The 20,568-nt window shown below is 61.1% G+C and carries 22 protein-coding genes; 15 read left to right on the forward strand and 7 right to left on the reverse strand.

Annotated elements, in window-relative coordinates; genetic code table 11:
• Window positions 1-29: 29 nt before the first annotated feature.
• The 9 genes from cyoA (at window position 30) to truD (ending at window position 9,628) form a co-directional block, all read left to right on the forward strand.
• On the forward strand, window positions 30-956 hold the full coding sequence (cyoA, locus tag ISP19_RS20660) for a ubiquinol oxidase subunit II (RefSeq protein ID WP_204684290.1): 927 nt from the start codon (window positions 30-32) through the stop codon (window positions 954-956).
• Window positions 957-959: 3 nt separating this feature from the next.
• A complete protein-coding gene (gene cyoB / locus ISP19_RS20665; RefSeq protein WP_204684291.1) occupies window positions 960-2,975 on the forward strand; it encodes a cytochrome o ubiquinol oxidase subunit I in 2,016 nt (671 codons plus the stop codon).
• A 3-nt stretch (window positions 2,976-2,978) separates the two neighbouring features.
• Entirely contained in the window at window positions 2,979-3,605 is a 627-nt protein-coding gene (cyoC, locus tag ISP19_RS20670; RefSeq protein WP_204684292.1) for a cytochrome o ubiquinol oxidase subunit III, read from the forward strand.
• Window position 3,606: 1 nt separating this feature from the next.
• Window positions 3,607-3,975, forward strand: a complete 369-nt coding sequence (cyoD, locus tag ISP19_RS20675) for a cytochrome o ubiquinol oxidase subunit IV (RefSeq protein WP_204684293.1) — start codon at window positions 3,607-3,609, stop codon at window positions 3,973-3,975.
• A 196-nt stretch (window positions 3,976-4,171) separates the two neighbouring features.
• Complete coding sequence (gene pyrG, locus ISP19_RS20680) at window positions 4,172-5,842, forward strand: CTP synthase (protein ID WP_204684294.1); 1,671 nt, start codon at window positions 4,172-4,174, stop codon at window positions 5,840-5,842.
• Window positions 5,839-6,672, forward strand: a complete 834-nt coding sequence (kdsA, locus tag ISP19_RS20685; protein WP_204684295.1) for a 3-deoxy-8-phosphooctulonate synthase — start codon at window positions 5,839-5,841, stop codon at window positions 6,670-6,672. The genes pyrG and kdsA overlap by 4 nt, the downstream gene beginning before the upstream one ends.
• Window positions 6,673-6,891: 219 nt before the next feature.
• Window positions 6,892-8,190, forward strand: coding sequence for a phosphopyruvate hydratase (gene eno / locus ISP19_RS20690; RefSeq protein ID WP_204684296.1), 1,299 nt, complete (start codon window positions 6,892-6,894; stop codon window positions 8,188-8,190).
• A gap of 19 nt (window positions 8,191-8,209) precedes the next feature.
• Entirely contained in the window at window positions 8,210-8,533 is a 324-nt protein-coding gene (gene ftsB, locus ISP19_RS20695; RefSeq protein ID WP_204684297.1) for a cell division protein FtsB, read from the forward strand.
• Between the two features lie 78 nt (window positions 8,534-8,611).
• Complete coding sequence (gene truD / locus ISP19_RS20700; protein ID WP_204684298.1) at window positions 8,612-9,628, forward strand: tRNA pseudouridine(13) synthase TruD; 1,017 nt, start codon at window positions 8,612-8,614, stop codon at window positions 9,626-9,628.
• Between the two features lie 102 nt (window positions 9,629-9,730).
• Here the strand turns inward: truD and ISP19_RS20705 are convergent, their stop codons facing one another.
• Both ISP19_RS20705 and ISP19_RS20710 read right to left on the reverse strand, forming a co-directional pair.
• Window positions 9,731-10,207 carry a hypothetical protein gene (locus tag ISP19_RS20705; protein WP_204684299.1) on the reverse strand — a complete coding sequence of 159 codons (477 nt, stop codon included), beginning with the start codon at window positions 10,205-10,207 and terminating at the stop codon, window positions 9,731-9,733.
• Window positions 10,208-10,343: 136 nt separating this feature from the next.
• On the reverse strand, window positions 10,344-10,901 hold the full coding sequence (locus ISP19_RS20710; RefSeq protein WP_204684300.1) for a Smr/MutS family protein: 558 nt from the start codon (window positions 10,899-10,901) through the stop codon (window positions 10,344-10,346).
• A 162-nt stretch (window positions 10,902-11,063) separates the two neighbouring features.
• Here ISP19_RS20710 and surE point away from each other — a divergent pair, with 162 nt between their 5' ends.
• The 4 genes from surE to ISP19_RS20730 all read left to right on the forward strand — a co-directional run bounded on the left by surE (window position 11,064) and on the right by ISP19_RS20730 (window position 14,126).
• A complete protein-coding gene (gene surE / locus ISP19_RS20715) occupies window positions 11,064-11,855 on the forward strand; it encodes a 5'/3'-nucleotidase SurE (protein ID WP_204684406.1) in 792 nt (263 codons plus the stop codon).
• Complete coding sequence (locus ISP19_RS20720) at window positions 11,855-12,544, forward strand: protein-L-isoaspartate(D-aspartate) O-methyltransferase (protein ID WP_204684407.1); 690 nt, start codon at window positions 11,855-11,857, stop codon at window positions 12,542-12,544. Before surE ends, ISP19_RS20720 begins: the two co-directional genes overlap by 1 nt.
• Window positions 12,544-13,152 (forward strand): YqaA family protein, encoded by a 609-nt coding sequence (locus ISP19_RS20725; protein ID WP_204684301.1) that lies wholly within the window; start codon window positions 12,544-12,546, stop codon window positions 13,150-13,152. Before ISP19_RS20720 ends, ISP19_RS20725 begins: the two co-directional genes overlap by 1 nt.
• 77 nt (window positions 13,153-13,229) lie before the next feature.
• Window positions 13,230-14,126: a peptidoglycan DD-metalloendopeptidase family protein gene (locus tag ISP19_RS20730; RefSeq protein WP_239556965.1), complete on the forward strand. Its 897-nt coding sequence runs from the start codon at window positions 13,230-13,232 to the stop codon at window positions 14,124-14,126.
• Between the two features lie 121 nt (window positions 14,127-14,247).
• On the opposite strand, the gene ISP19_RS20735 is transcribed toward ISP19_RS20730, so the two are convergent.
• Both ISP19_RS20735 and yhbY read right to left on the reverse strand, forming a co-directional pair.
• Window positions 14,248-14,622 carry an Mth938-like domain-containing protein gene (locus ISP19_RS20735; RefSeq protein WP_204684302.1) on the reverse strand — a complete coding sequence of 125 codons (375 nt, stop codon included), beginning with the start codon at window positions 14,620-14,622 and terminating at the stop codon, window positions 14,248-14,250.
• A 9-nt stretch (window positions 14,623-14,631) separates the two neighbouring features.
• Window positions 14,632-14,928 carry a ribosome assembly RNA-binding protein YhbY gene (yhbY, locus tag ISP19_RS20740; RefSeq protein WP_204684303.1) on the reverse strand — a complete coding sequence of 99 codons (297 nt, stop codon included), beginning with the start codon at window positions 14,926-14,928 and terminating at the stop codon, window positions 14,632-14,634.
• Between the two features lie 77 nt (window positions 14,929-15,005).
• On the opposite strand from yhbY, the gene rlmE reads away from it, so the two are divergent.
• Together rlmE and ftsH are read left to right on the forward strand one after the other, a co-directional pair.
• Window positions 15,006-15,656, forward strand: a complete 651-nt coding sequence (gene rlmE / locus ISP19_RS20745; protein ID WP_204684304.1) for a 23S rRNA (uridine(2552)-2'-O)-methyltransferase RlmE — start codon at window positions 15,006-15,008, stop codon at window positions 15,654-15,656.
• Window positions 15,653-17,593: an ATP-dependent zinc metalloprotease FtsH gene (ftsH, locus tag ISP19_RS20750; protein WP_204684305.1), complete on the forward strand. Its 1,941-nt coding sequence runs from the start codon at window positions 15,653-15,655 to the stop codon at window positions 17,591-17,593. The genes rlmE and ftsH overlap by 4 nt, the downstream gene beginning before the upstream one ends.
• 230 nt (window positions 17,594-17,823) lie before the next feature.
• Here the strand turns inward: ftsH and arsC are convergent, their stop codons facing one another.
• The 3 genes from arsC to scpB are packed head-to-tail and all read right to left on the reverse strand — an operon-like array spanning window position 17,824 to window position 20,540.
• Complete coding sequence (gene arsC / locus ISP19_RS20755) at window positions 17,824-18,174, reverse strand: arsenate reductase (glutaredoxin) (protein WP_204684306.1); 351 nt, start codon at window positions 18,172-18,174, stop codon at window positions 17,824-17,826.
• A 9-nt stretch (window positions 18,175-18,183) separates the two neighbouring features.
• Window positions 18,184-19,587: a pseudouridine synthase gene (locus ISP19_RS20760; protein ID WP_204684307.1), complete on the reverse strand. Its 1,404-nt coding sequence runs from the start codon at window positions 19,585-19,587 to the stop codon at window positions 18,184-18,186.
• Entirely contained in the window at window positions 19,584-20,540 is a 957-nt protein-coding gene (gene scpB / locus ISP19_RS20765) for an SMC-Scp complex subunit ScpB (protein ID WP_204684308.1), read from the reverse strand. Before scpB ends, ISP19_RS20760 begins: the two co-directional genes overlap by 4 nt.
• Between the last annotated feature and the right edge of the window lie 28 nt (window positions 20,541-20,568).

A 20,568-nucleotide genomic window follows, 5' to 3' on the forward strand; every position in this document is an offset into this window, starting at 1 on the left:
ATCCCTAACAGCCCGTCTAAGAGTCGTTCGTGAACAAGCGTTCCCTCGTGTCCGCCTTGCGTTGGTCATGCGCAGGCTTCGCCGTGTTTCTCGGCGGTTGCAACTTGGATGTCCTGTCACCGAAGGGTGACATTGGCATACAGGAAAAATCTTTGATCCTGATTGCCACGGGCTTGATGTTGGTGGTCGTGATCCCGGTCATTGCGATGACCCTGATCTTCGCCTGGCGCTACCGCGCTTCCAACACCAAGGCCACCTACGCTCCGAAATGGTCGCATTCGACCGGGATCGAAGTGGTGGTGTGGACGATCCCGTGCATCATCATCGCGATCCTCGCCACGCTTACCTGGCGCACCACGCATTCGCTTGATCCATACAAGCCGCTGGAGTCTCAGGCCAAGCCGATCACCATCCAGGCCGTGTCCATGGACTGGAAGTGGGTCTTCATCTATCCGGATTACGGCGTGGCCAGCGTCAACGAGCTTGCTTTCCCGGCCAACGTGCCGGTGAATTTCGAGATCACTTCCGATTCGGTGATGAATGCCTTCTTCATCCCGCAGCTCGGCAGCCAGATCTACGCGATGGCGGGCATGGAGACCAAGCTGCATCTGATTGCGAACGAGCCGGGCAATTACGCAGGCCTCTCCAGCAATTACAGCGGCGAGGGCTTCTCCGACATGCATTTCACCGCGATCGCGACGTCGGAGCAGGGCTTTGAAAACTGGATCAACAAGGCCAAAGCCAGCCAGCTGAGCCTGGACGGCCAGACCTATCACGCGCTGACACAGCCGAGCGAGAAGGTGCCGGTGACGTACTACACCAACGTCAAGCCGGGCCTGTTCAACAGCATCATCGCCCAGTACATGGGTGACATGAAGATGGACAAGATCGGCTCCGAGCCTGCGCAGGCCAGCGCCATCCCCTCGCATATCGATCAAGTCAAGGCTCCGGAGTAGGCCATGTTCGGAAAACTTTCTCTATCGGCCATTCCTTTCCATGAGCCGATCATTATGGGCACCCTGCTGATGGTGTCTCTGGGTATGGCGGCGCTGCTCGGCTGGCTGACCCTTACGCGCAAGTGGGGCTATCTGTGGAGCGAATGGTTCACCTCGGTGGATCACAAGCGCATCGGCATCATGTACGTCATCCTGGCGATCGTGATGCTCATACGCGGCTTTGCCGACGCCATCATGATGCGCGCCCAGCAGGCGATCGCCTCGGCGGATGCGGCAGGCTACTTGCCGCCGCACCATTACGATCAGATCTTCACCGCCCACGGCGTGATCATGATCTTCTTCGTGGCCATGCCGTTTGTGGTGGGCCTGATGAACCTGGTCGTGCCGCTGCAGATTGGCGCGCGCGACGTGGCCTATCCGTTCCTGAACTCATTCAGCTTCTGGATGACCGCTTCGGGTGTGGTGCTGGTCATGCTGTCGATGTTCGTGGGCGACTTCGCCGCTACCGGCTGGCTGGCTTATCCGCCGCTGTCGGAACTGAAGTTCAGTCCTACGGTGGGTGTGGATTACTACATCTGGGCGCTGCAGCTATCCGGCCTGGGTACAACGCTAAGCGGCATCAACTTCGTCGTGACCATTCTGCGCATGCGCACGCCTGGCATGAAGCTGATGCAGATGCCAGTGTTCACCTGGACGGCGCTGGTCACCAACATCCTGATCGTGGCGGCATTCCCGGTGCTGACCGTGGCGCTGGCGCTGCTGGCGGCTGACCGCTACCTGGACATGCACTTCTTCACCAACGAGCTTGGCGGCAACGCCATGCTGTACGTCAACCTGATCTGGATCTGGGGTCACCCGGAAGTGTACATCCTGATCCTGCCGTGCTTCGGTGTGTTCTCGGAGGTCGTCGCAACCTTCTCGGGCAAACCGCTGTTCGGCTACAAGTCGATGGTGTACGCCACCATGTGTATCGGCGTGCTGTCCTTCCTGGTGTGGCTGCACCACTTCTTCACCATGGGCTCGGGCGCCGATGTGAATGCCTTCTTCGGCATCACCACGATGATCATCTCGGTACCGACCGGCGTGAAGCTGTTCAACTGGCTGTTCACCATGTATCGCGGCCGCATCCGCTTCACCTTGCCGATGATGTGGACGGTGGCTTTCATGGTGACCTTCACCATCGGCGGCATGACCGGCGTGCTGATGGCGGTGCCGGGTGCGGACTTCGTGCTGCATAACAGCCTGTTCCTGATCGCGCACTTCCATAACGTGATCATCGGCGGCGTGCTGTTCGGCTGCTTCGCGGCGATCAACTACTGGTTCCCGAAGGCGTTCGGCTTCAAGTTGGAAGAGCGCTGGGGCAAAGCCTCGTTCTGGTGCTGGGTGGTCGGCTTCTATATGGCCTTCATGCCGCTCTATGTGCTGGGCCTGATGGGCATGACGCGCCGCATGAACCACTATGCAAATCCGGCTTGGCAGCCTTACCTGATCGTGGCCGCCGCTGGTGCAGGCTTCATCGCGCTGGGCATCGGCTTCATGCTGCTGCAGTTTGCGGTGAGCATCCGCAATCGCGCCGCGAACCGCGACCTCACCGGCGATCCGTGGGGTGGCCGCACGCTGGAGTGGTCCACCAGTTCGCCGGCACCGTTCTACAACTTTGCCGTGCTGCCGGAAGTGGAAGAACTGGATCAGTTCTGGGCGGACAAGGAGCACAAGCGCGCCTACAAGCAGCACCAGCGTTACGCCGACATCCATATGCCGCGCAATACCGGCGTGGGCCTGATCATGGCCGCATTCGGCACGGTCCTGGGCTTTGCCCTGGTGTGGCATATCTGGTGGCTCGCCATTGGCGGCCTGGTCGGAATGATCGGTACGTACATTAGCCGGGTCTACGACACGGATGTGGACTACTACGTGCCGGGCGCCGAGGTCGAGAAGATCGAGCGCGCTCGCCTGGTGCCGCTGCACAAGCTGATCGAAAACGTGGATCCGGCCTCGGCCGGCCAGAAGGTGGCTTAAGTCATGAGTTCTGCTGCTATTACCGCTAACCACGGCGTCGCCGCACACGGCGCTGATCACGAGCATCACGATGACGGCTCCAAGACCCTGCTGGGTTTCTGGATCTATCTGATGAGCGACTGCCTGATCTTCTCAGGCCTGTTCGCGACCTTCGCCGTGCTGGGGCACGCCACTGCCGGTGGCCCGTCTGGCAAGGAGCTGTTTGATCTCAAGTACGTGTTCGGTGAAACCATGCTGCTGTTGATCAGCAGCTTCACCTTCGGCCTGGCGATGCTGAACATGCACGCCGGCCACCGCAACAAGGTGATCGCCTGGCTGTTCGTCACCCTCCTGTTCGGTGCGGGCTTCGTGGGCATGGAAGTCTATGAGTTCCATCACCTGATTACCGTTGAACATGCGGGCCCGGACCACAGCGCGTTCCTGTCGGCGTACTTCGGCCTGGTCGGCACGCACGGCCTGCACGTCACCTGCGGCCTGATCTGGCTGGTGCTGATGATGCATATGGTGGGCAAGTTCGGCCTCAACGATGCGGTGCAGCGCCGTCTGTCGTGTCTGAGTCTGTTCTGGCACTTCCTGGATCTGGTGTGGATCTGCGTGTTCAGCTTTGTCTATCTGATGGGAGTGCTCTGACATGAGTCAGCATGGTCATTCCAATGCTCACCAGCACAATGCACACGGCACCCTGAAGTCGTATACGGTCGGCTTCGTGTTGTCGCTGGTCCTCACGGTGCTCTCGTTCGGTTGCGTGATGAGCGGAGCGGTGCCGCAGCACCTGGTGGTGCCGGGTATCGTGGTGTTCTGTGTCGTGCAGCTGTTGGTGCAGCTGGTGTTCTTCCTGCATATGGGGACTGCCCCGGAACAGCGCAGCAACCTGTCGATCGGTGTGTTCTCGCTGCTGATCATCGCCATCGTGGTGGTGGGTTCGGTGTGGGTGATGCACAACATGAACGCGCACATGATGCAGCCGGTGATCCAGTCCATGTCCTCGAGCATCGGCTGAGACTCCCGATCACGGCCCCGTCCGCAGTAGCAGGCGGGGCCAGGCTCCATAGAGCCGTTCAACGACGCCAGCTCGCGTCCCAGGCATCCGGCCTTCAGGGCCGCCCAGCTGAATTTTTTCAGCTCCGGTGGTGCAGCCATCTCGCGGTAGAAGCAATCTGCCGTTAAAATGCCGATTTCCAGCACGGCTGCTTTCCATGACCCCCCTGATTTTCGTCACCGGCGGTGTGGTGTCCTCACTTGGCAAGGGCATCGCAGCGGCCTCGCTCGCGTCCATTCTCGAGGCGCGTGGCCTCTCGGTCACCATGATGAAGCTCGATCCCTACATCAATGTGGATCCGGGCACGATGAGTCCCTTCCAGCACGGCGAGGTCTATGTGACCGACGACGGCGCTGAAACCGACCTGGACCTGGGCCATTACGAGCGGTTCGTCCATACCAGGCTGACCGGCAAGAACTCCATTACCACCGGCAAGATCTACGAATCGGTGATCCGCAAGGAGCGCCGCGGCGATTACCTGGGCGCGACTGTTCAGGTCATCCCCCACATCACCGATGAGATCAAGCATTGCATCCATGAGGCCACCCGTGGCTTCGACGTGGCCCTGGTCGAGATTGGCGGCACGGTAGGCGATATCGAATCCCAACCCTTCCTTGAGGCGATCCGCCAACTGCGCATCGAGCATGGCCCGGAAAAGTGCCTGTTCATGCACCTGACCCTGGTGCCGTACATCAAGGCGGCCGGCGAGATCAAAACCAAGCCGACCCAGCACTCCGTGAAGGAGCTGCGCTCCATCGGTATCCAGCCGGACATCCTGCTGTGCCGTTGTGAGCAGCCGCTGCCCGATGGCGAGCGCCGCAAGATCGCCCTGTTCACCAACGTGCCGGAACCGGCCGTCATCAGCGCGGCCGACGTGGACATCATCTACAAGCAGCCACTGTGGCTGCACCAGCAAGGCCTGGATGACATCGTCGTCAAAAAGCTGGGTCTGGACGCCAAGCCGGCGGACCTGTCCGGCTGGCAGCGCACGGTCGAGGCGGTGGAGCATCCGAAGGATGAGGTCACCGTGGCTATCGTCGGCAAGTACGTCGAGCACAAGGATGCCTACAAGTCGTTGGGCGAGGCCCTGCGCCACGGCGGCATCAAGCAGCAGACGCGTGTGAACCTGCAGTGGATCGACTCCGAGCAGATCGAAGCCGAAGGCGCGGCCAAGGTACTGGGTGTGGCCGATGCGATCCTGGTGCCAGGTGGTTTCGGCAAGCGCGGTTTCGAAGGCAAGGTGCTGGCGGCCAAATACGCCCGTGAGCATGGCGTGCCGTACTTCGGCATCTGTTATGGCATGCATGCGGCGGTGGTGGATTTCGCCCGCAACGTTGCCGGCTTGCCCGATGCCGACTCCAGCGAAAATGATCGCCACACACCCAATCCAGTGATCGGACTGATCACCGAGTGGACGACGGCGTCCGGTGAGGTCGAAACCCGCTCTGAGCGTTCGGACCTGGGCGGCACCATGCGCCTGGGGGCGCAGGAATGCCGCTTGAAGGCCGGTACCCTGGCGCGCCAGCTCTATGGTCAGGACGTGGTGCGCGAGCGCCATCGCCATCGCTACGAATTCAACAACCGCTATCGCCAGCCCTTCGAGGACCTCGGCATGGTGATTTCCGGCAAGTCGATGGACGATCTGCTGGTGGAGATCGTCGAGCTGCCGCTGCAGAAGCACCCGTGGTTTCTCGGCTGCCAGGCGCATCCGGAGTTCACTTCCACTCCGCGCGATGGCCACCCCCTGTTTATCGGCTTTGTCCGCGCTGCACGCGAATACAAAGCGGTGCGTGACGGCGAGAAGCTGGCCAAGGAGTCGGTGGCATGAAGTTGTGCGGTTTCGAAGTCGGCCTGGACCAACCGTTGTTCCTGATCGCCGGCCCTTGCGTGGTGGAGTCGGAACAATTGCAGGTCGATACCGCCGGAACGCTGAAGGAAATCACCGGCAAGCTCGGCATGCCCTTCATCTTCAAATCCAGCTTTGACAAGGCCAATCGCTCTTCGGGCAGTAGCTTCCGCGGCCTCGGCATGGAAGAAGGGCTGCGCATCCTGTCTGAAGTGAAGCGCCAGCTTGGCGTGCCCGTGCTGACCGACGTGCATGAATACACGCCGATGAATGAAGTGGCGGCGGTGGTGGACGTGCTGCAGACGCCGGCCTTTCTGTGCCGCCAGACCGATTTCATCCAGAAGGTGGCGAGAGCGGGCAAGCCGGTCAACATCAAGAAAGGCCAGTTCCTCGCTCCCTGGGACATGAAGAACGTGGTCGCCAAGGCCAAGGACGTCGGTAACGACGACATCCTGGTCTGCGAGCGTGGTGCCAGCTTCGGTTACAACAACCTCGTTTCGGACATGCGCTCGCTGAGCGTGATGCGCGAAACCGGCTGCCCGGTGGTGTTCGACGCTACCCATTCGGTGCAGCTGCCGGGCGGGCAGGGCACCAGTTCCGGCGGTCAGCGCGAATTTGTGCCGGTACTGGCGCGCGCGGCGGTGGCCGTGGGCATCGCCGGTCTGTTCGCGGAAACCCATCCGGATCCCTCCAAGGCGCTCAGTGATGGACCGAACGCCTGGCCACTCGGCAAGATGGAAGCCTTGCTGCACACTTTGCTGGAGCTGGATGCTGTGACCAAGCGTCACGGTTTCCTTGAGCAGCATCTGTAGTACATCCCCGCTCCCTCTTCGGGGAGAGGGCTGGGGTGAGGGGAGCCTCGCGTGGAATGTGCTTCCGCGCATAGGTAACAAAGAGCATGACGCAAGCACATGATGTGCATGCCAGGCTCGGCTCTTCACCCTGACCCGCTCTTGCGACGGGACGGGTATTGAGCCGACGGGCTTGCAACATCTGTAGCTATCAACCTATTTCAAAATTCCAGGAATGCCATGAGCACGCAAATCACCCGCATCCACGCCCGTGAAATTCTCGACTCCCGCGGCAATCCCACGCTCGAAGCGGAAGTAACTCTGGCGGGTGGTGCCTTCGGCCGCGCAGCGGTACCCAGCGGCGCCTCGACCGGTACGCGAGAAGCGGTGGAATTGCGTGATGGCGACAAGTCGCGTTATTTGGGCAAGGGTGTGAAAAAGGCCGTCGCCAACGTCAACGGCGAAATTTTCGATGCGCTCAAAGGCGTCGATGCGGTCGACCAGAAAGGTCTCGATGCCAAGCTGATCCAGCTCGACGGCACCCCGAACAAGGGTCGTCTTGGCGCCAATGCGCTGCTGGGTGTTTCGATGGCCGCCGCGCACGCCGTGGCAGCCTCGCGTCACGAGCCGTTGTGGAAATACCTTTCCAACGGCAAGCCGGGCGCACTGCCGGTGCCGATGATGAACATCATCAACGGCGGTGCGCACGCCGACAACAACGTCGACGTGCAGGAATTCATGATTCTTCCGGTGGGGCTGCCGAGCTTCTCCGAAGCACTGCGCGCCGGTACCGAAATCTTCCATGCGCTCAAGAGCGTGCTGAAGGGCAAGGGGCTCAATACCTCGGTGGGCGATGAGGGCGGCTTTGCGCCGAACCTGCGCTCCAATATCGAGGCGCTGGATACCATTCTCGAAGCCGTGAACAAGAGCGGCTACAAGATCGGCAGCGACATCCTGCTTGGCCTCGACGTCGCCAGCTCCGAATTCTTCAAAGACGGCAAGTACGACCTGGAAGGCGAAGGCAAGGTTTATTCGCCGGCCCAGTTCGTCGACCTGCTGGCCAGCTGGGCGCAGCAGTACCCGATCGTCACCATCGAAGACGGCATGGCCGAAGGCGATTGGGATGGCTGGAAGCTGCTTACCGACAAGATCGGCAACAAGGTGCAGTTAGTCGGTGACGACATCTTCGTGACCAATCCGAAGATCTTCCGCGAAGCCATCGACAAGAAGATCGCCAATGCCATCCTGATCAAGGTGAACCAGATCGGCACTCTGTCGGAGACGCTGGAAGCCATCGCCATGGCGGACGCCGCCAAGTACGCCGCGATTGTGTCGCACCGCTCGGGCGAAACTGAGGACACCACCATCTCGGACATTGCCGTCGCCACCACCGCCACCCAGATCAAGACCGGTTCGCTGTGCCGCACCGACCGCGTGGCCAAGTACAACCAGCTGCTGCGCATTGAAGAGCAGCTCGGTAGCGCGGCGCGTTATGCTGGCCGCAACGCCTTCCCGAATCTGTCTCATCTGCCCGGTTAAAGCGAGGTAGCGTCCATCCATGTTGCGCTGGGTCGCCTTGGTCCTGCTGCTGTTGCTGATCGGACTGCAGTTCAAACTGTGGTCCAATCATGGCGGCATGTCCGAGGTGACCAGCTTGCGCGCGGCGGTGAAAAAGCAGAGCGACGAAAACGACAAGCTCGCTCAGCGCAATCAGGCGCTCGCCGCGGATGTGAGTGATCTCAAGCACGGCGAACAGGCCGTCGAGGCGCGCGCGCGCGCCGAGCTTGGGCTGATCAAGCCCGGCGAAACGTTCTATCAGGTCGTGCCGAAGTCGGCGGCCAGCACGGCTGATCCGGCCACTTCGGCTAGCAGCGGCAACTAAGTCGGCAGCCTGGGTTGCTTCGGATCGCGTCCAGGTAACCCAATCTGCGCATTCGCGCTTTCAAGGTTTTACACATTAATGGCCACGACAGAGCTGGAACTACCCAAGGCCTATGGTGTTTCGCCCCTGAGCGCCGAATTACGCCGTACACCGGAAGACTTTCGTGTCGACGAAATCCTTGGCTACGACGCTGATGGCGAAGGCGAGCATGCCTTGTTGTGGGTGGAAAAGCGTGGTGCGAACACGGATTGGGTGGCGCGCGAACTGGCAAGGTTTGCGGGTGTGTCACCGCTCAATGTCGGCTATGCGGGCCTGAAAGATCGGCATGCCGTGACCCGCCAGGCATTCACGGTGCAATTGGCAGGCAAGCCTGATCCGGACTGGTCCGCGTTTCCGCATGATGACGTGAAGGTGCTGGCGAGCACGCGACACAAGCGCAAGCTCAAACGCGGCGCCTTGCGCGGTAATCGCTTCGTCCTTGTATTGCGCAGCGTGCAAGGCGATCATGCCCACGCTGAGCAGGTCCTGCTGGCGATTGCATCACGCGGCGTACCCAATTATTTCGGGGAACAACGCTTTGGACGGGAAGGCGGCAATCTGGCCCAGGCACGTGCGATGTTTGCCGGGCGACGCGTTGACCGCGAGAAACGTTCGATTCTGCTCTCCGCCGCACGCTCACACATTTTCAACAGCGTGCTTGCTGAGCGCGTGGAGCGTGATGTCTGGGATAAACCGCTGGACGGAGAGATCTGGTCGCTGGCCGGTTCACGCTCCTGGTTCGGCCCGGAGCCGTTCGACGACACGCTTGCCACGCGTCTTGCGCAGGGCGATATCCATCCGTCCGGTCCGCTGTGGGGGCAGGGAGAGCCGCCCACGACGGCCGTGGCCGGGACGTTGGAACGTCAAGTTGCCGCGACTTTCGCTGATCTAGCCGAAGGCGTTGCCGCAGCGCGCATGGAGCAAGAGCGTCGCCCTCTGCGGCTGCTACCAAAGGAATTGCACTGGCGCTGGCTGGATAACGAAACGCTGGAACTGAGTTTCGAATTGCCTGCGGGTGCGTACGCTACGGTCGTAGCACGTGAGTTGATTGCATGAATATCATGCCTTGACGGCAAGTGAAGATGCTCACGACATGAGTGCCACGTGCAAGGCCCAGGGATGCGCGGATTTAAACCCGTAGGCCCATATGTGTATCGCTCAATCTGACGAACTTGAACGTATCAACGTCGCCATATCGTTGAGCAGCGCGCCATGCGTGGCAGGTTGTGCCTTGTTGGGATCGTTGTTGGCGCTGAATGGTCGGCTGCGCGGTAGCCAGTAAGGCGCCGTCAGATAAAACGGGAGACGATGGAGTGCATCTGCATTGGACACCGGCGTCAAACCAAGATGGATGTTGGCAGGGCTCGTGAACCGATTGAGCGAAGCAGAAGTCGGCGAGCTGGTTTTCCAGTCACTGGCTTGAACTGGATTTTTGCCCCACGCATCAGGCGTGCTCGTGCCTGCGATAGGCAACGTCGGCATGCCTGCTAATTTTGGTAAGGGTGTTGAGTAACGAGTTTCCGCAGGTTTGTTTTGAAAACTTGTAGAGGGTGTAGCGGCATTCTGCGCGACTGCTTGTAACGACAGCGCCAGCCCACAGACGACCCCAACTGCGATGATGACCTTGCTTCCCATCAGTACACTCCTTTGCGATTCCTAAGCAATGTTTTGCTTTGGTTGGTTGGCATGCCCGCCGCCTGTCACTCGCAGTAAACGCTAGCAAAAAATCGTGCAGGTGACGCTTATCTTTGATGCATCGTATGGAAACCGTTCACGGGCGGCCTTTCGACTTCAAAAGTACGACTACCGCCCCTGTGCCACCCTGCATCGGACGGGCCGACGCAAAAGCAATGACATCGTCACGGCGGCGCAGCAGACGGTCAGTCAGGACCTTCAGGACCGGACCGCCGGCTTTTGAGCGTAACCCTTTGCCATGCACGATGCGTACGCAGTGGATGCTACGCTCGGCGGCCTCGGCAAGAAAAGCCGAAATCGTTGCCTGGGCTGCCGCAGCATTCATCTGATGCAGATCAATCTCGTCCTGCACGCTGAACTGGCCACGCTTGAGCTGGCGCAATAGCTTGGGCGGATAGCCGTCGCGTAGATAGCTCAACTCCTCGCCGACTTCCATCAATCCTGGATCAAAGGCCATGTCGAGCAGTTCACCGGGTACGGCTGCCTCGTCGGCCTCCAGCATGTACGGATGCGGCTCTGGCTTGGGCGCCGATGGGGGCGGTGGGACGGGGTCGAGCTGCCTCACTTCGCCGATCGCCTCGCGAAACAGCCGGCGGTCCTCTTCATTGATGGTAGTGGGCTTGTGACGCTTCATCCGGTCATCCTAGCAACGACCGACCGCGCAGGTGAAAATTCTGTGGGACGGGTTCTAAGTGGCGGTGAAACCGGCGGTCTGCTCGGTTAGACTCGTGCATCTAGGGAGCATGCGCAGCCACCTGTGGGCCGCACGCTGGCAATTGGCTTTGAACGGATCATGATGCGAGTTCTGGTAAGCAACGACGATGGCGTGGACGCCCCGGGCATCCGCGTGCTCGCCGAGCGCCTTGGCGCGGTCGGCCAGGTCACGGTAGTGGCTCCTGATCGGGACCGCTCCGGCGCGAGCAATTCCTTGACGCTCGACGCGCCTATCCGGGCCTTGCGCATGGATAACGGTTATTACCGGGTGGCAGGCACGCCCACTGATTGCGTGCACCTGGCGCTGGCCGGCATGCTGGAAGACGAGCCGGATATCGTGGTGTCCGGTATCAACAATTCCGCCAATCTCGGCGATGACGTGATTTATTCCGGTACGGTTTCGGCGGCAATGGAAGGGCGCTTTCTCGGTTTGCCCGCCATTGCCGTGTCGCTGGTCAGCAAGGATCACAAGGGCGAGCATTACGACTCCGCGGCCAGGGCGGTGCTGCTGTTGATGGAGCGTCTGCTGGTCGATCCGCTGCCTGCCGATACCATTCTCAATGTCAATGTGCCGGACCTGCCGTGGGCCGATATTCAGGGCTTTGAAGTCACCCGCCTGGGCAAGCGGCACCGCTCCGCACCGTGTATCAAGCAGACTGATCCGCGTGGCAAGACCATCTGGTGGATCGGTCCGGCCGGCGACGTGGACGATGCCGGTCCCGGTACCGACTTCCACGCCGTGCGGCGTGGTTTCATTTCTGTCACACCCATCCATGTGGATCTCACCCGTTTCCAGGCGCTGGAAAAAGTGAGCACTTGGGTACATGCCTTGAGCGATGGCATGGCTGACAAATCCGACGGTAAGGCCGCGTGATGCATCCATTGCCGCCATCTGCATTGAAAGGCGAGGGCATGACCTCGCAACGTGCCCGCGACCGGCTGGTTGCCAAGCTGAAGGAAGAGGGCATTCGCGATCAGCGTGTGATCGATGTGATGCGTAACCTGCCGCGCCATCACTTTATCGACCAGGCCTTGCATTCGCGGGCCTACGAAAACACCGCGCTGCCGATTGGCCACGGCCAGACTATTTCCCAGCCGTGGGTGGTGGCGCGCATGACCGAAGCGCTGCTAGAGCCCTTCGATGCGAAGTCGGGCCGTCCGCAAAAGGTGCTGGAGATTGGCACGGGGTCGGGTTATCAGGCCGTGGTGTTGGCCAACCTGGTGCCGCAGGTTTATACGGTGGAACGCATCGAGGAGTTGTTGCGTCAGGCGCGCCGGCGCTTCCGCCAGTTGGGTATTGAGAACATTCGCTCACGTCACGATGACGGTAAGTTGGGCTGGGCGGCGGAGGCGCCGTTCGACGCCATCATCCTTACCGCCGCCGGCGATGCGATTCCCACCCAGGTGCTTGATCAATTGAGTCCCGACGGTGTGCTGGTCGCGCCGGTTGGTTCCCCCAGCAGCCAGACGCTGATCCGCATGCGTGGCGATGGCAAAGGAGATTTTGTGCAGGAAGAGTTGGCCGCAGTGAGTTTCGTACCTTTGCTGGGTGGCATCGGCTGATGCGCCTGTTCGGAAGGTTGTATGCGCGTGTTCTGGTATGGGCGCGCGATCCAAGGGCGGTCTACTACCTGTGCGGATTGAGCTTCGTCGAAGCCTTCATCTTTCCGATCATGCCGGAAGTGATGTTGGCGCCGATGATGCTCGGCAAGCGCCACCGGGCCTTTTTCTACGCCAACATAAGCCTGCTGTTTTCGCTGGTGGGTTCACTGGTGGGCTATTCCCTCGGCCACTGGGCTTTCCATGCACTGACGCCGTTGCTGCAGTCGCTGCACCTGTATGACCGGATCCAGATCGGGGTGGAAAATCTGCGTACGCAGATGAATCAGCATTGGCTGGAGTTGCTGCTGGTATTGACGCTTGCGGCCTTGCAGCCGGTGGTGCCGATGAAGTTTGTTACCTGGGCAGCAGGTATCGTCGGCGTGCCAGTGATTCCGTTCCTGATCTGCATATTGCTTGGACGCGGCAAGCGCGTGTGGTTGCTGGCCTTGTTGATTCGGCTGTTCGGCGAGCGTGCCGAGCGGATGCTGCATAAGCATGTCGAATGGATCGGCTGGGGCGCCCTGGTAGTGCTTGCAGCGCTCGCAGGCTGGTGGGTACTGAAGCATTAACCGCTGGCAATCTTTCCCGCTGGGGCCGCATGAAAACTCTGTTAGACCCCGTTATGCTCACGCGCATGAAAGGATTGATGCGATGGTCTGCCCTTACCACGATTGCGATACTCATGACCGGCTGCGCCCGCACGGTCGTGGTGCAACAGCCCCCCGGCGGGCAGGCTGTTGTGCGTCCCGTGCAAGCGGGTAATGCACCAGGCACTTATACGGTCGTCAAAGGCGACACGCTTTACTCCATCGCTTTTCGCAACGGCACCGACTTTCGTGCTGTTGCCCAGTTGAACGGCATCGCGCAGCCTTACACGATCTGGCCGGGGCAAGTATTGAAACTGCCCGGACACGCCGGTCCGGTTCCTGTGCGGACAGCTCCCACTGTCGTTGTGGCGAAAGCACCGCCAGCACCGCAGCCTTCCAGCACTCCTGCACCGGTGTTCCAGGCTGTTCAAACAACGCCTGTGGGCACACCACCAAGCCAGCCGCCCGCCACGGCGACCACCGTCGTACCGGTTGCCGGCGGTGCCCCTGCGGCGCCTGCTGCGATCGGCAATGCCGCGCCCGCCGCCACGCCCATTATTGCCACCGGTGGTACGCGCAGTGCCGGAGGCGTCAAGTGGCGTTGGCCGGCATCCGGCGCGGTGATAGGCCGCTTCCAATCGGGTGCCGCGATACCGGGCGTCGATATTGCCGGCAAGGCGGGCGATCCCGTCGTGGCCGCAGCCGATGGCGTCGTGGTGTACAGCGGCAACGGCTTGGTCGGCTATGGCGAGCTGATCATCATCAAGCACAACGATAGCTTTCTCTCGGCCTACGGCCATAACCGCAAGCGCCTGGTTACCGAAGGCCAGCAGGTGAAGGCGGGTCAGCAGATCGCCGAAATGGGATCCAGTGGCAGCGCGCGCGATGAACTGCAGTTTCAGATCCGCAAGGACGGTAGCCCTGTCGATCCGCTTGATTACCTGCCTTCGCGGTAAGAAAAGCCAGGACAAGGAAGTTCAGCGAGTGATTTCGCTGTGCGCGTTGACATTGAATCTGGAGCGAAAGACAGAAGCCGATGGCGCTTCGCGGCTGGGTGCCTTTCTCTAGTTCCAGCGACTAGGCCGGCAGGATAAAGGCGGCAACCACACGTCGTCCTTCGCTGGCCAGCAAGCCGTAGGTACGCGCCGCGGCAGCGTTATCCATGACCTCGACACCGATCCCTCGGCGCAGGAAGCCAGCCAGGAACGCAGCCGGGGGAAATTGCTGGCGCGACCCCGTGCCTAGCAATACCAGCTCCGGCTTCAGTTCCAGTATCCCGTCGACATGGCTTTCATCCAGGGCGAGCGCACTGGTTACCGGCCAATGTTCGACGGCGCGTTCGGGTGCCAGCAGGAAGCTGGTGGTCAGGTCACGATCCACCACGGTGATGGCATTGTTGGCGACCCGGCGTACAAACAGGAAATCACCCGGGCGCTCCAGCGAAAGATCCATGATGTTTCCTCAGCGCGGCAAAGCCAGGCGGGGATCGTCCTCGTTGCGCCGGAACAGCACCACGATGTGACCGATCTGTTGCACGCTCTCCGCGCCGGTGCCATTGATCAGCGTATCGATCTGGGCCTCCCGCTCGTCCTTGTCGCCTCCGGACAGCTTCACCTTGACCAGCTCGTGATGCGAGAGCGCAAGGTCGAGCTCCTTCACCACTGCTTCGGTCGCACCCTTGGCACCCAGCAGGATCACCGGGTGGAGGTCGTGAGCGAGGCTGCGCAGATAGCGTCGCTGTGAAGGGGAAATAGCCATGCGTTCAGTCTCGGATTCGCGAGCAGGGGACCTTAAAGGGTATCATGGTATCCCCCTGTTCCCGGCCGTTGCCGATCATGCCTCGCAGCAAGAGCAGTTCCCGCTGGCTGCGGGAGCATTTCGATGATGTCTATGTAAAGAAGGCCCAGGCCGAGGGCCTGCGTTCCCGTGCCGTCTTCAAGCTGGAAGAACTGATCGAGCGCGACCGCTTACTGAAGCCCGGCATGCGCGTCGTCGATCTGGGCGCTGCCCCTGGTGGCTGGTCGCAGCTGGTCCGGCAGCGCCTGGGCGATAGTGGTACCGTGGTGGCACTGGACATCCTGCCCATGCAGGGTATCGCCGGGGTGGATTTCCTGCAGGGCGATTTTCGTGAAGAAAGTGTCTTGCGCGAACTGGAATCACGCCTGGATGGCCAGAAGCTTGATCTTGTGCTGTCTGACATGGCCCCCAATATGAGTGGTGTGGCCTTGGCCGACCAGATCCGGGCGATGGACTTGGCCGAACTGGCGCTTGATTTCAGCCGGCACTGGCTCAAACCGGATGGAGCGTTTTTAATCAAATTGTTCCAGGGATCAGGCTTCGATGATTACCTACGCAGCTTGCGCGCGGAGTTTTCGCGCGTAAGTATGCGTAAACCTAAAGCCTCACGCGCGCGTTCGCGTGAGGTATATGCGCTGGCTACCGGATTCAAACCGGGAGGCCGGCAAACTGGCGAGAACCGCGCATGAACGAGACATGGAAAACCCTGTTGCTCTGGCTGGTAATTGCGGTGGTGTTGATCACCGTGTTCCAGAGCTTCAACCCGCACGGTGGCGCCTCTTCGGATCTGCCTTACAGCAGCTTCGTGCAGAGTGTGGACAGCGGTAATGTCGCCACCGCTACCATCAGCGCCGAAAATCCCGCCACGATCAGCGGCAAGCTGAAGGACGGCAGCAACTACCGTACGGTCGCGCCCGTGCTCGGCTTCTCCACCAGCACGGTGGTCAAGCAGATGCAGGACAAGAACGTCACGGTTACCCAGGATTCCGGTACCGGCTTCTCGCTGATCGGCCTCCTGGTGAACTGGCTGCCGGTGATCCTGATCGTCGGCGTGTTCATCTGGTTCATGCGCCAGATGCAGCAGGGTGGCGGCGGGCGCGGCGCGATGAGCTTCGGCCGTTCGCGTGCCAAGCTGCAGGGCGAGGATCAGGTCAAGGTCAATTTCAGCGACGTCGCCGGTTGCGACGAAGCCAAGGAGGAAGTCGGCGAACTGGTCGAATTCCTGCGTGACCCGGGCAAGTTCCAGCGCCTGGGTGGCAAGATTCCACGTGGCGTGCTGATGGTCGGGCCGCCCGGCACCGGCAAGACGCTGCTGGCCAAGGCGATTGCCGGCGAAGCGAAGGTGCCGTTCTTCTCGATCTCCGGCTCGGACTTCGTGGAAATGTTCGTTGGCGTCGGCGCATCGCGTGTACGCGACATGTTCGACCAGGCCAAGAAGCACGCGCCGTGCATCATCTTCATCGACGAAATCGATGCGGTGGGTCGTCATCGTGGCGCCGGTCTCGGTGGCGGTCATGACGAGCGCGAGCAGACGCTCAATCAGCTGCTGGTCGAGATGGATGGTTTCGAAGGCACCGAAGGCATCATCGTTATCGCCGCGACCAACCGCCCCGACGTGCTCGATCCGGCGCTGCTGCGTCCGGGTCGCTTCGATCGCCAGGTGGTGGTGGGCCTGCCGGACGTAAAGGGCCGCGAGCAGATCCTCAAGGTGCACCTGCGCAAGGTACCGACGGCCAGCGACGTCGATCCGATGGTGATCGCGCGCGGCACGCCCGGTTTCTCCGGTGCGGACCTCGCCAACCTCGTCAATGAAGCGGCGTTGTTCGCCGCGCGCGAAAATGCGCGTGAAGTGCGCATGAACCACATGGACAAGGCTCGCGACAAGATCCTGATGGGTACCGAGCGTCGTTCGATGGCTATGAGCGAGGACGAAAAGAAGCTCACTGCTTATCACGAAGCTGGTCACGCCATTGTCGGCCGCGTGGTGCCCGAGCACGATCCGGTCTACAAGGTCACGATAATTCCGCGCGGCCGCGCGCTGGGTGTCACCATGTACCTGCCGGAAGGCGACAAATACAGCATGAACAAGGTGGCGATCGAATCGCAGCTTTGTTCGCTGTATGGCGGTCGCGTCGCCGAAGAGCTGATCTTCGGTGCGGACAAGGTCACCACCGGTGCTTCCAACGACATCGAGCGCGCCACCAAGATGGCCCGCAACATGGCCACCAAGTGGGGCCTGTCTGATGAGTTGGGTCCGGTGACCTACGGCGAGGAAGAGGATGAAGTGTTCCTGGGCCGTTCGGTGACGCAGCATAAGAACGTCTCCAACGAAACGGCGCGCAAGATCGATGAAGTGGTACGCGACATTCTCGACCGCGCCTACGCCCGTACCACGCAGATCCTGACCGACAATATCGACAAGCTGCATGTGATGGCGGATGCCCTGCTGCAGTACGAAACCATCGATGCGCGCCAGATCGACGACATCATGGCCGGCCGCGTTCCGGGGCCGCCGGCAGACTGGTCAAAGACCTCGTCGTCGTCCGGGTCGTCCGTACCACCGCCGCCGCCGCGCGGTGACGCTGGAGCGAAGGTGGGAGATCCGGCTACGCAAAGCCGCATCTGAGTTAGCACTTAGTGAAAAAAAGCCGCCTCCAGGGGCGGCTTTTTCATGGCCGATGCAAACAGCGGCCGCTGTCGGAATTCGACGCTGGTACGTCGTTGGTTTTGAGCTTTGGCTCCGCCGCAAATTTGCCAGTCGCTGCGGCGAAAGCCGAAGTCAGAAAACATCATCGGGCCCCATGCTTGGTCGGGGCGACCGTGAGCAACGTCGGGCACCGATGCAGTGCCCCGGATTTACCGTTTGAGAATGCCGAGCACGGTTTCCGGCGGACGCCCGATAACGGCTTTGCCATCGGCGACCACAATCGGGCGTTCAATCAGGCGCGGATGTTTGGCCATCGCATCGATCAACGTTGCGTCGTCCAGCGAATCGTTATCCAGGTGCAGCTCCTGGTAGACATCCTCGCCACTGCGTAACAACTGACGAGCGGTCATGCCAAGTTGTGACAGCAAGGTTTTCAGCTCGGCCGCGCTGGGCGGCGTTTCAAGGTAATGGATCACCTCGAAGGGTTTGCCGTGTTGTTCGAGCAGTGCCAACGCGCTGCGCGATTTCGAGCAGCGACTGTTGTGGTAAATGCGGATCATTGAAGCTGCTTAGCGGTTGCCGGAGCGATTGCCGCCGCCACCACCGTGAGGACGACCGCCACCACCATGCCCATGCGGACGGTTGCCACGGCCCTGCGGACGACCACCTTGGCCTTGCGGGCGACCGCCCTGACCTTGGCCGGGACGTCCGCTACCACGCTGGCCGCGGTTGGCATTGCCGCCAGCGTTGAAGCCGCCATAGGGATTCGCGTTGCCGGCGCCCCCACCGCCGCCACCGCCGCGGCGATTGCCAGATGTATTGGCGCCACCACCGCTGCGCCCACCTTCACGGCTCTCACCAGCAAACCAGGTACGCGCCGGTGGCAACTCCTGGCCCGGGCCGATGCCGCGCTTCTTCTTGCGCGGCTTGCCGGCGCGATCCGGTTTGTCGATGTTGCCGTTCACTTCGCGATTTGGATTACGGCGGCGCTGCTGCTTGCCGCGTACGGGCTCTTCGCGGATCCGGTCGAAGGCGCGCAGTTCGCGGGCCTCGTCGTGATAGCCACCACTCCATGCGGTACCAGCACCTTTTTCCGGGCGATATTCGGTGACGTTGCGCGGTGCGCGGCGCTGGTGCAGCACAGGACTGAGCGTGAGCACCGGCTGCGGTGCGCCGAGGCCGGCGACCTTGCGCAGTTCCTTGACTGATTCTTCGTTGAGCGCTTCGCAGTCGCCACGGCGCAGCATGCGCGGCAGCTCGATGTTGCCGTAGCGGATACGCTTGAGGCGGCTGACCAGAAAGCCTTGCGAATCCCACAGACGGCGGACTTCGCGATTGCGGCCTTCGCGGATCACCACCCGGAACCAGCTATGGCTGCCGCCACGGCTGATGATGGCGATTTCATCGAAGCGGGCAGGGCCATCTTCCAGTTCTACCCCAGCCTTGAGTTTTTCGATGATTTCGTCCGGCACTTCGCCATGCACGCGGCATAGGTACTCGCGCTCCAGGCCGCTGCGCGGGTGCATCAGGGCATTGGCGAGTTCACCGTCGGTGGTCAGCAGCAGAAGGCCGGTGGTGTTGATGTCGAGGCGGCCTACGGCGACCCAGCGCGCGCCTTTGAGTCGCGGCAACTGTTCGAACACGGTGGCGCGGCCTTCAGGATCTTCGCGGGTGGTCACCACGCCCTCAGGCTTGTGGTAGACCAGTACTTCGGCGTCGTCGCGGTTATCGGTGGCGACGACAAATTGCTTGCCGTCGAGTACTACGCGGTCACCTGCGCGGACACTGGCGCCGATGTTGGCGGCACTGCCGTTCACTTCGACTTCGCCCGCCTGAATACGCTGCTCCAGCATGCGTCGCGAGCCGAGGCCGGCGTTGGCGAGCACTTTGTGCAGGCGTTCTTCGATCTGGGGGGTATTCTCAGGCGGCGTGGCGCGCTTGAGGCTCAATACGGATTTTTGCGGCGCATTCATGCGCGGTACTCCTCGGTGTCTTGCTCGGCGGAGCCTTCATCGGCGTCCGCGTGGTCCGCTGCCTCGTCGGCAGTGGCGGGGGATTCGGTGACAGCATCTGCTTCGCTAGCGGATGCCTCGTGCTTGGATCCGGTGTCGTCCGCGTGGTGCTGCGGCTCCGGGTTTTCAGGTATTTCGTCGGCCTCTGCTTCGATAGCTGGTTCTTCCGACGCGGTTTCTTTGTGAGCGTGCTCTTGAGCTAGTTCCTCATGAGCATGAGCTTCATCGACGTGTTCTTCCTGGATCTGTAGCTCTTCGGAATGCGGATCGTATTCCTGTCCCTCAGCAGTCGCTTCGGCTTCGACATCTTCGGCATCCGGATCGATCGGCAGATCCTTGATGACACGCGGCGGGAAGGGCTCGTTATCCAGGCGGAGCTGAGGATCTTCCATGTCGCGGATTTCGGAAAGCGTAGGCAGCTCGTCCAGTGACTTCAGGTTGAAATAGTCGAGAAAGCTGCGCGTGGTGCCGTACAACGCGGGTTTGCCGGGTACATCGCGGTGGCCCACCACACGTACCCACTCGCGCTCTTCCAGCGTCTTGATGATGTTGGATGAGACCACCACGCCACGAATCTGTTCAATTTCCGGGCGCGTGATGGGCTGGCGGTAGGCAATCAGTGCCAGCGTTTCCAGCAGGGCACGCGAGTACCGGCTCGGCTTCTCGCTCCACATGCGTGAAACCCAGGGATGCACGTCCTGGCGGACCTGGTAGCGGAAGCCGGAACCGACTTCCTTCAGCTCGACTCCGCGACCCTGGCTGTCGTCGGCGAGCATCTCCAGCGCCATGGCGATCTGCGCCCGGTCGACTTCATCTTCCTCGATGAACAATTCGCCGAGCTGGGCCACGCTCAACGGCTGGCTGGCGGCAAGCAGGGCTGCTTCGATAATCGCTTTGAGTTGCTCGATCTGCATAGCCTTAGGATCGGGTGTCCATAACGGT

This window comes from Dyella flava (assembly GCF_016904955.1).
In the GTDB taxonomy this organism is placed as follows: domain Bacteria; phylum Pseudomonadota; class Gammaproteobacteria; order Xanthomonadales; family Rhodanobacteraceae; genus Dyella_B; species Dyella_B flava.

Bases quoted from the DNA above. Each gene is read 5' to 3' on its own strand.
- cyoB (WP_204684291.1), top strand. From the start codon at position 960: ATGTTCGGAAAACTTTCTCTATCGGCCATTCCTTTCCATGAGCCGATC.
- cyoC (WP_204684292.1), top strand. From the start codon at position 2,979: ATGAGTTCTGCTGCTATTACCGCTAACCACGGCGTCGCCGCACACGGC.
- cyoD (WP_204684293.1), top strand. From the start codon at position 3,607: ATGAGTCAGCATGGTCATTCCAATGCTCACCAGCACAATGCACACGGC.
- pyrG (WP_204684294.1), top strand. From the start codon at position 4,172: ATGACCCCCCTGATTTTCGTCACCGGCGGTGTGGTGTCCTCACTTGGC.
- kdsA (WP_204684295.1), top strand. From the start codon at position 5,839: ATGAAGTTGTGCGGTTTCGAAGTCGGCCTGGACCAACCGTTGTTCCTG.
- eno (WP_204684296.1), top strand. From the start codon at position 6,892: ATGAGCACGCAAATCACCCGCATCCACGCCCGTGAAATTCTCGACTCC.
- ftsB (WP_204684297.1), top strand. From the start codon at position 8,210: ATGTTGCGCTGGGTCGCCTTGGTCCTGCTGCTGTTGCTGATCGGACTG.
- truD (WP_204684298.1), top strand. From the start codon at position 8,612: ATGGCCACGACAGAGCTGGAACTACCCAAGGCCTATGGTGTTTCGCCC.
- ISP19_RS20705 (WP_204684299.1), bottom strand. From the start codon at position 10,207: ATGGGAAGCAAGGTCATCATCGCAGTTGGGGTCGTCTGTGGGCTGGCG.
- ISP19_RS20710 (WP_204684300.1), bottom strand. From the start codon at position 10,901: ATGAAGCGTCACAAGCCCACTACCATCAATGAAGAGGACCGCCGGCTG.
- surE (WP_204684406.1), top strand. From the start codon at position 11,064: ATGCGAGTTCTGGTAAGCAACGACGATGGCGTGGACGCCCCGGGCATC.
- ISP19_RS20720 (WP_204684407.1), top strand. From the start codon at position 11,855: ATGCATCCATTGCCGCCATCTGCATTGAAAGGCGAGGGCATGACCTCG.
- ISP19_RS20725 (WP_204684301.1), top strand. From the start codon at position 12,544: ATGCGCCTGTTCGGAAGGTTGTATGCGCGTGTTCTGGTATGGGCGCGC.
- ISP19_RS20730 (WP_239556965.1), top strand. From the start codon at position 13,230: ATGCGATGGTCTGCCCTTACCACGATTGCGATACTCATGACCGGCTGC.
- ISP19_RS20735 (WP_204684302.1), bottom strand. From the start codon at position 14,622: ATGGATCTTTCGCTGGAGCGCCCGGGTGATTTCCTGTTTGTACGCCGG.
- yhbY (WP_204684303.1), bottom strand. From the start codon at position 14,928: ATGGCTATTTCCCCTTCACAGCGACGCTATCTGCGCAGCCTCGCTCAC.
- rlmE (WP_204684304.1), top strand. From the start codon at position 15,006: ATGCCTCGCAGCAAGAGCAGTTCCCGCTGGCTGCGGGAGCATTTCGAT.
- ftsH (WP_204684305.1), top strand. From the start codon at position 15,653: ATGAACGAGACATGGAAAACCCTGTTGCTCTGGCTGGTAATTGCGGTG.
- arsC (WP_204684306.1), bottom strand. From the start codon at position 18,174: ATGATCCGCATTTACCACAACAGTCGCTGCTCGAAATCGCGCAGCGCG.
- ISP19_RS20760 (WP_204684307.1), bottom strand. From the start codon at position 19,587: ATGAATGCGCCGCAAAAATCCGTATTGAGCCTCAAGCGCGCCACGCCG.
- scpB (WP_204684308.1), bottom strand. From the start codon at position 20,540: ATGCAGATCGAGCAACTCAAAGCGATTATCGAAGCAGCCCTGCTTGCC.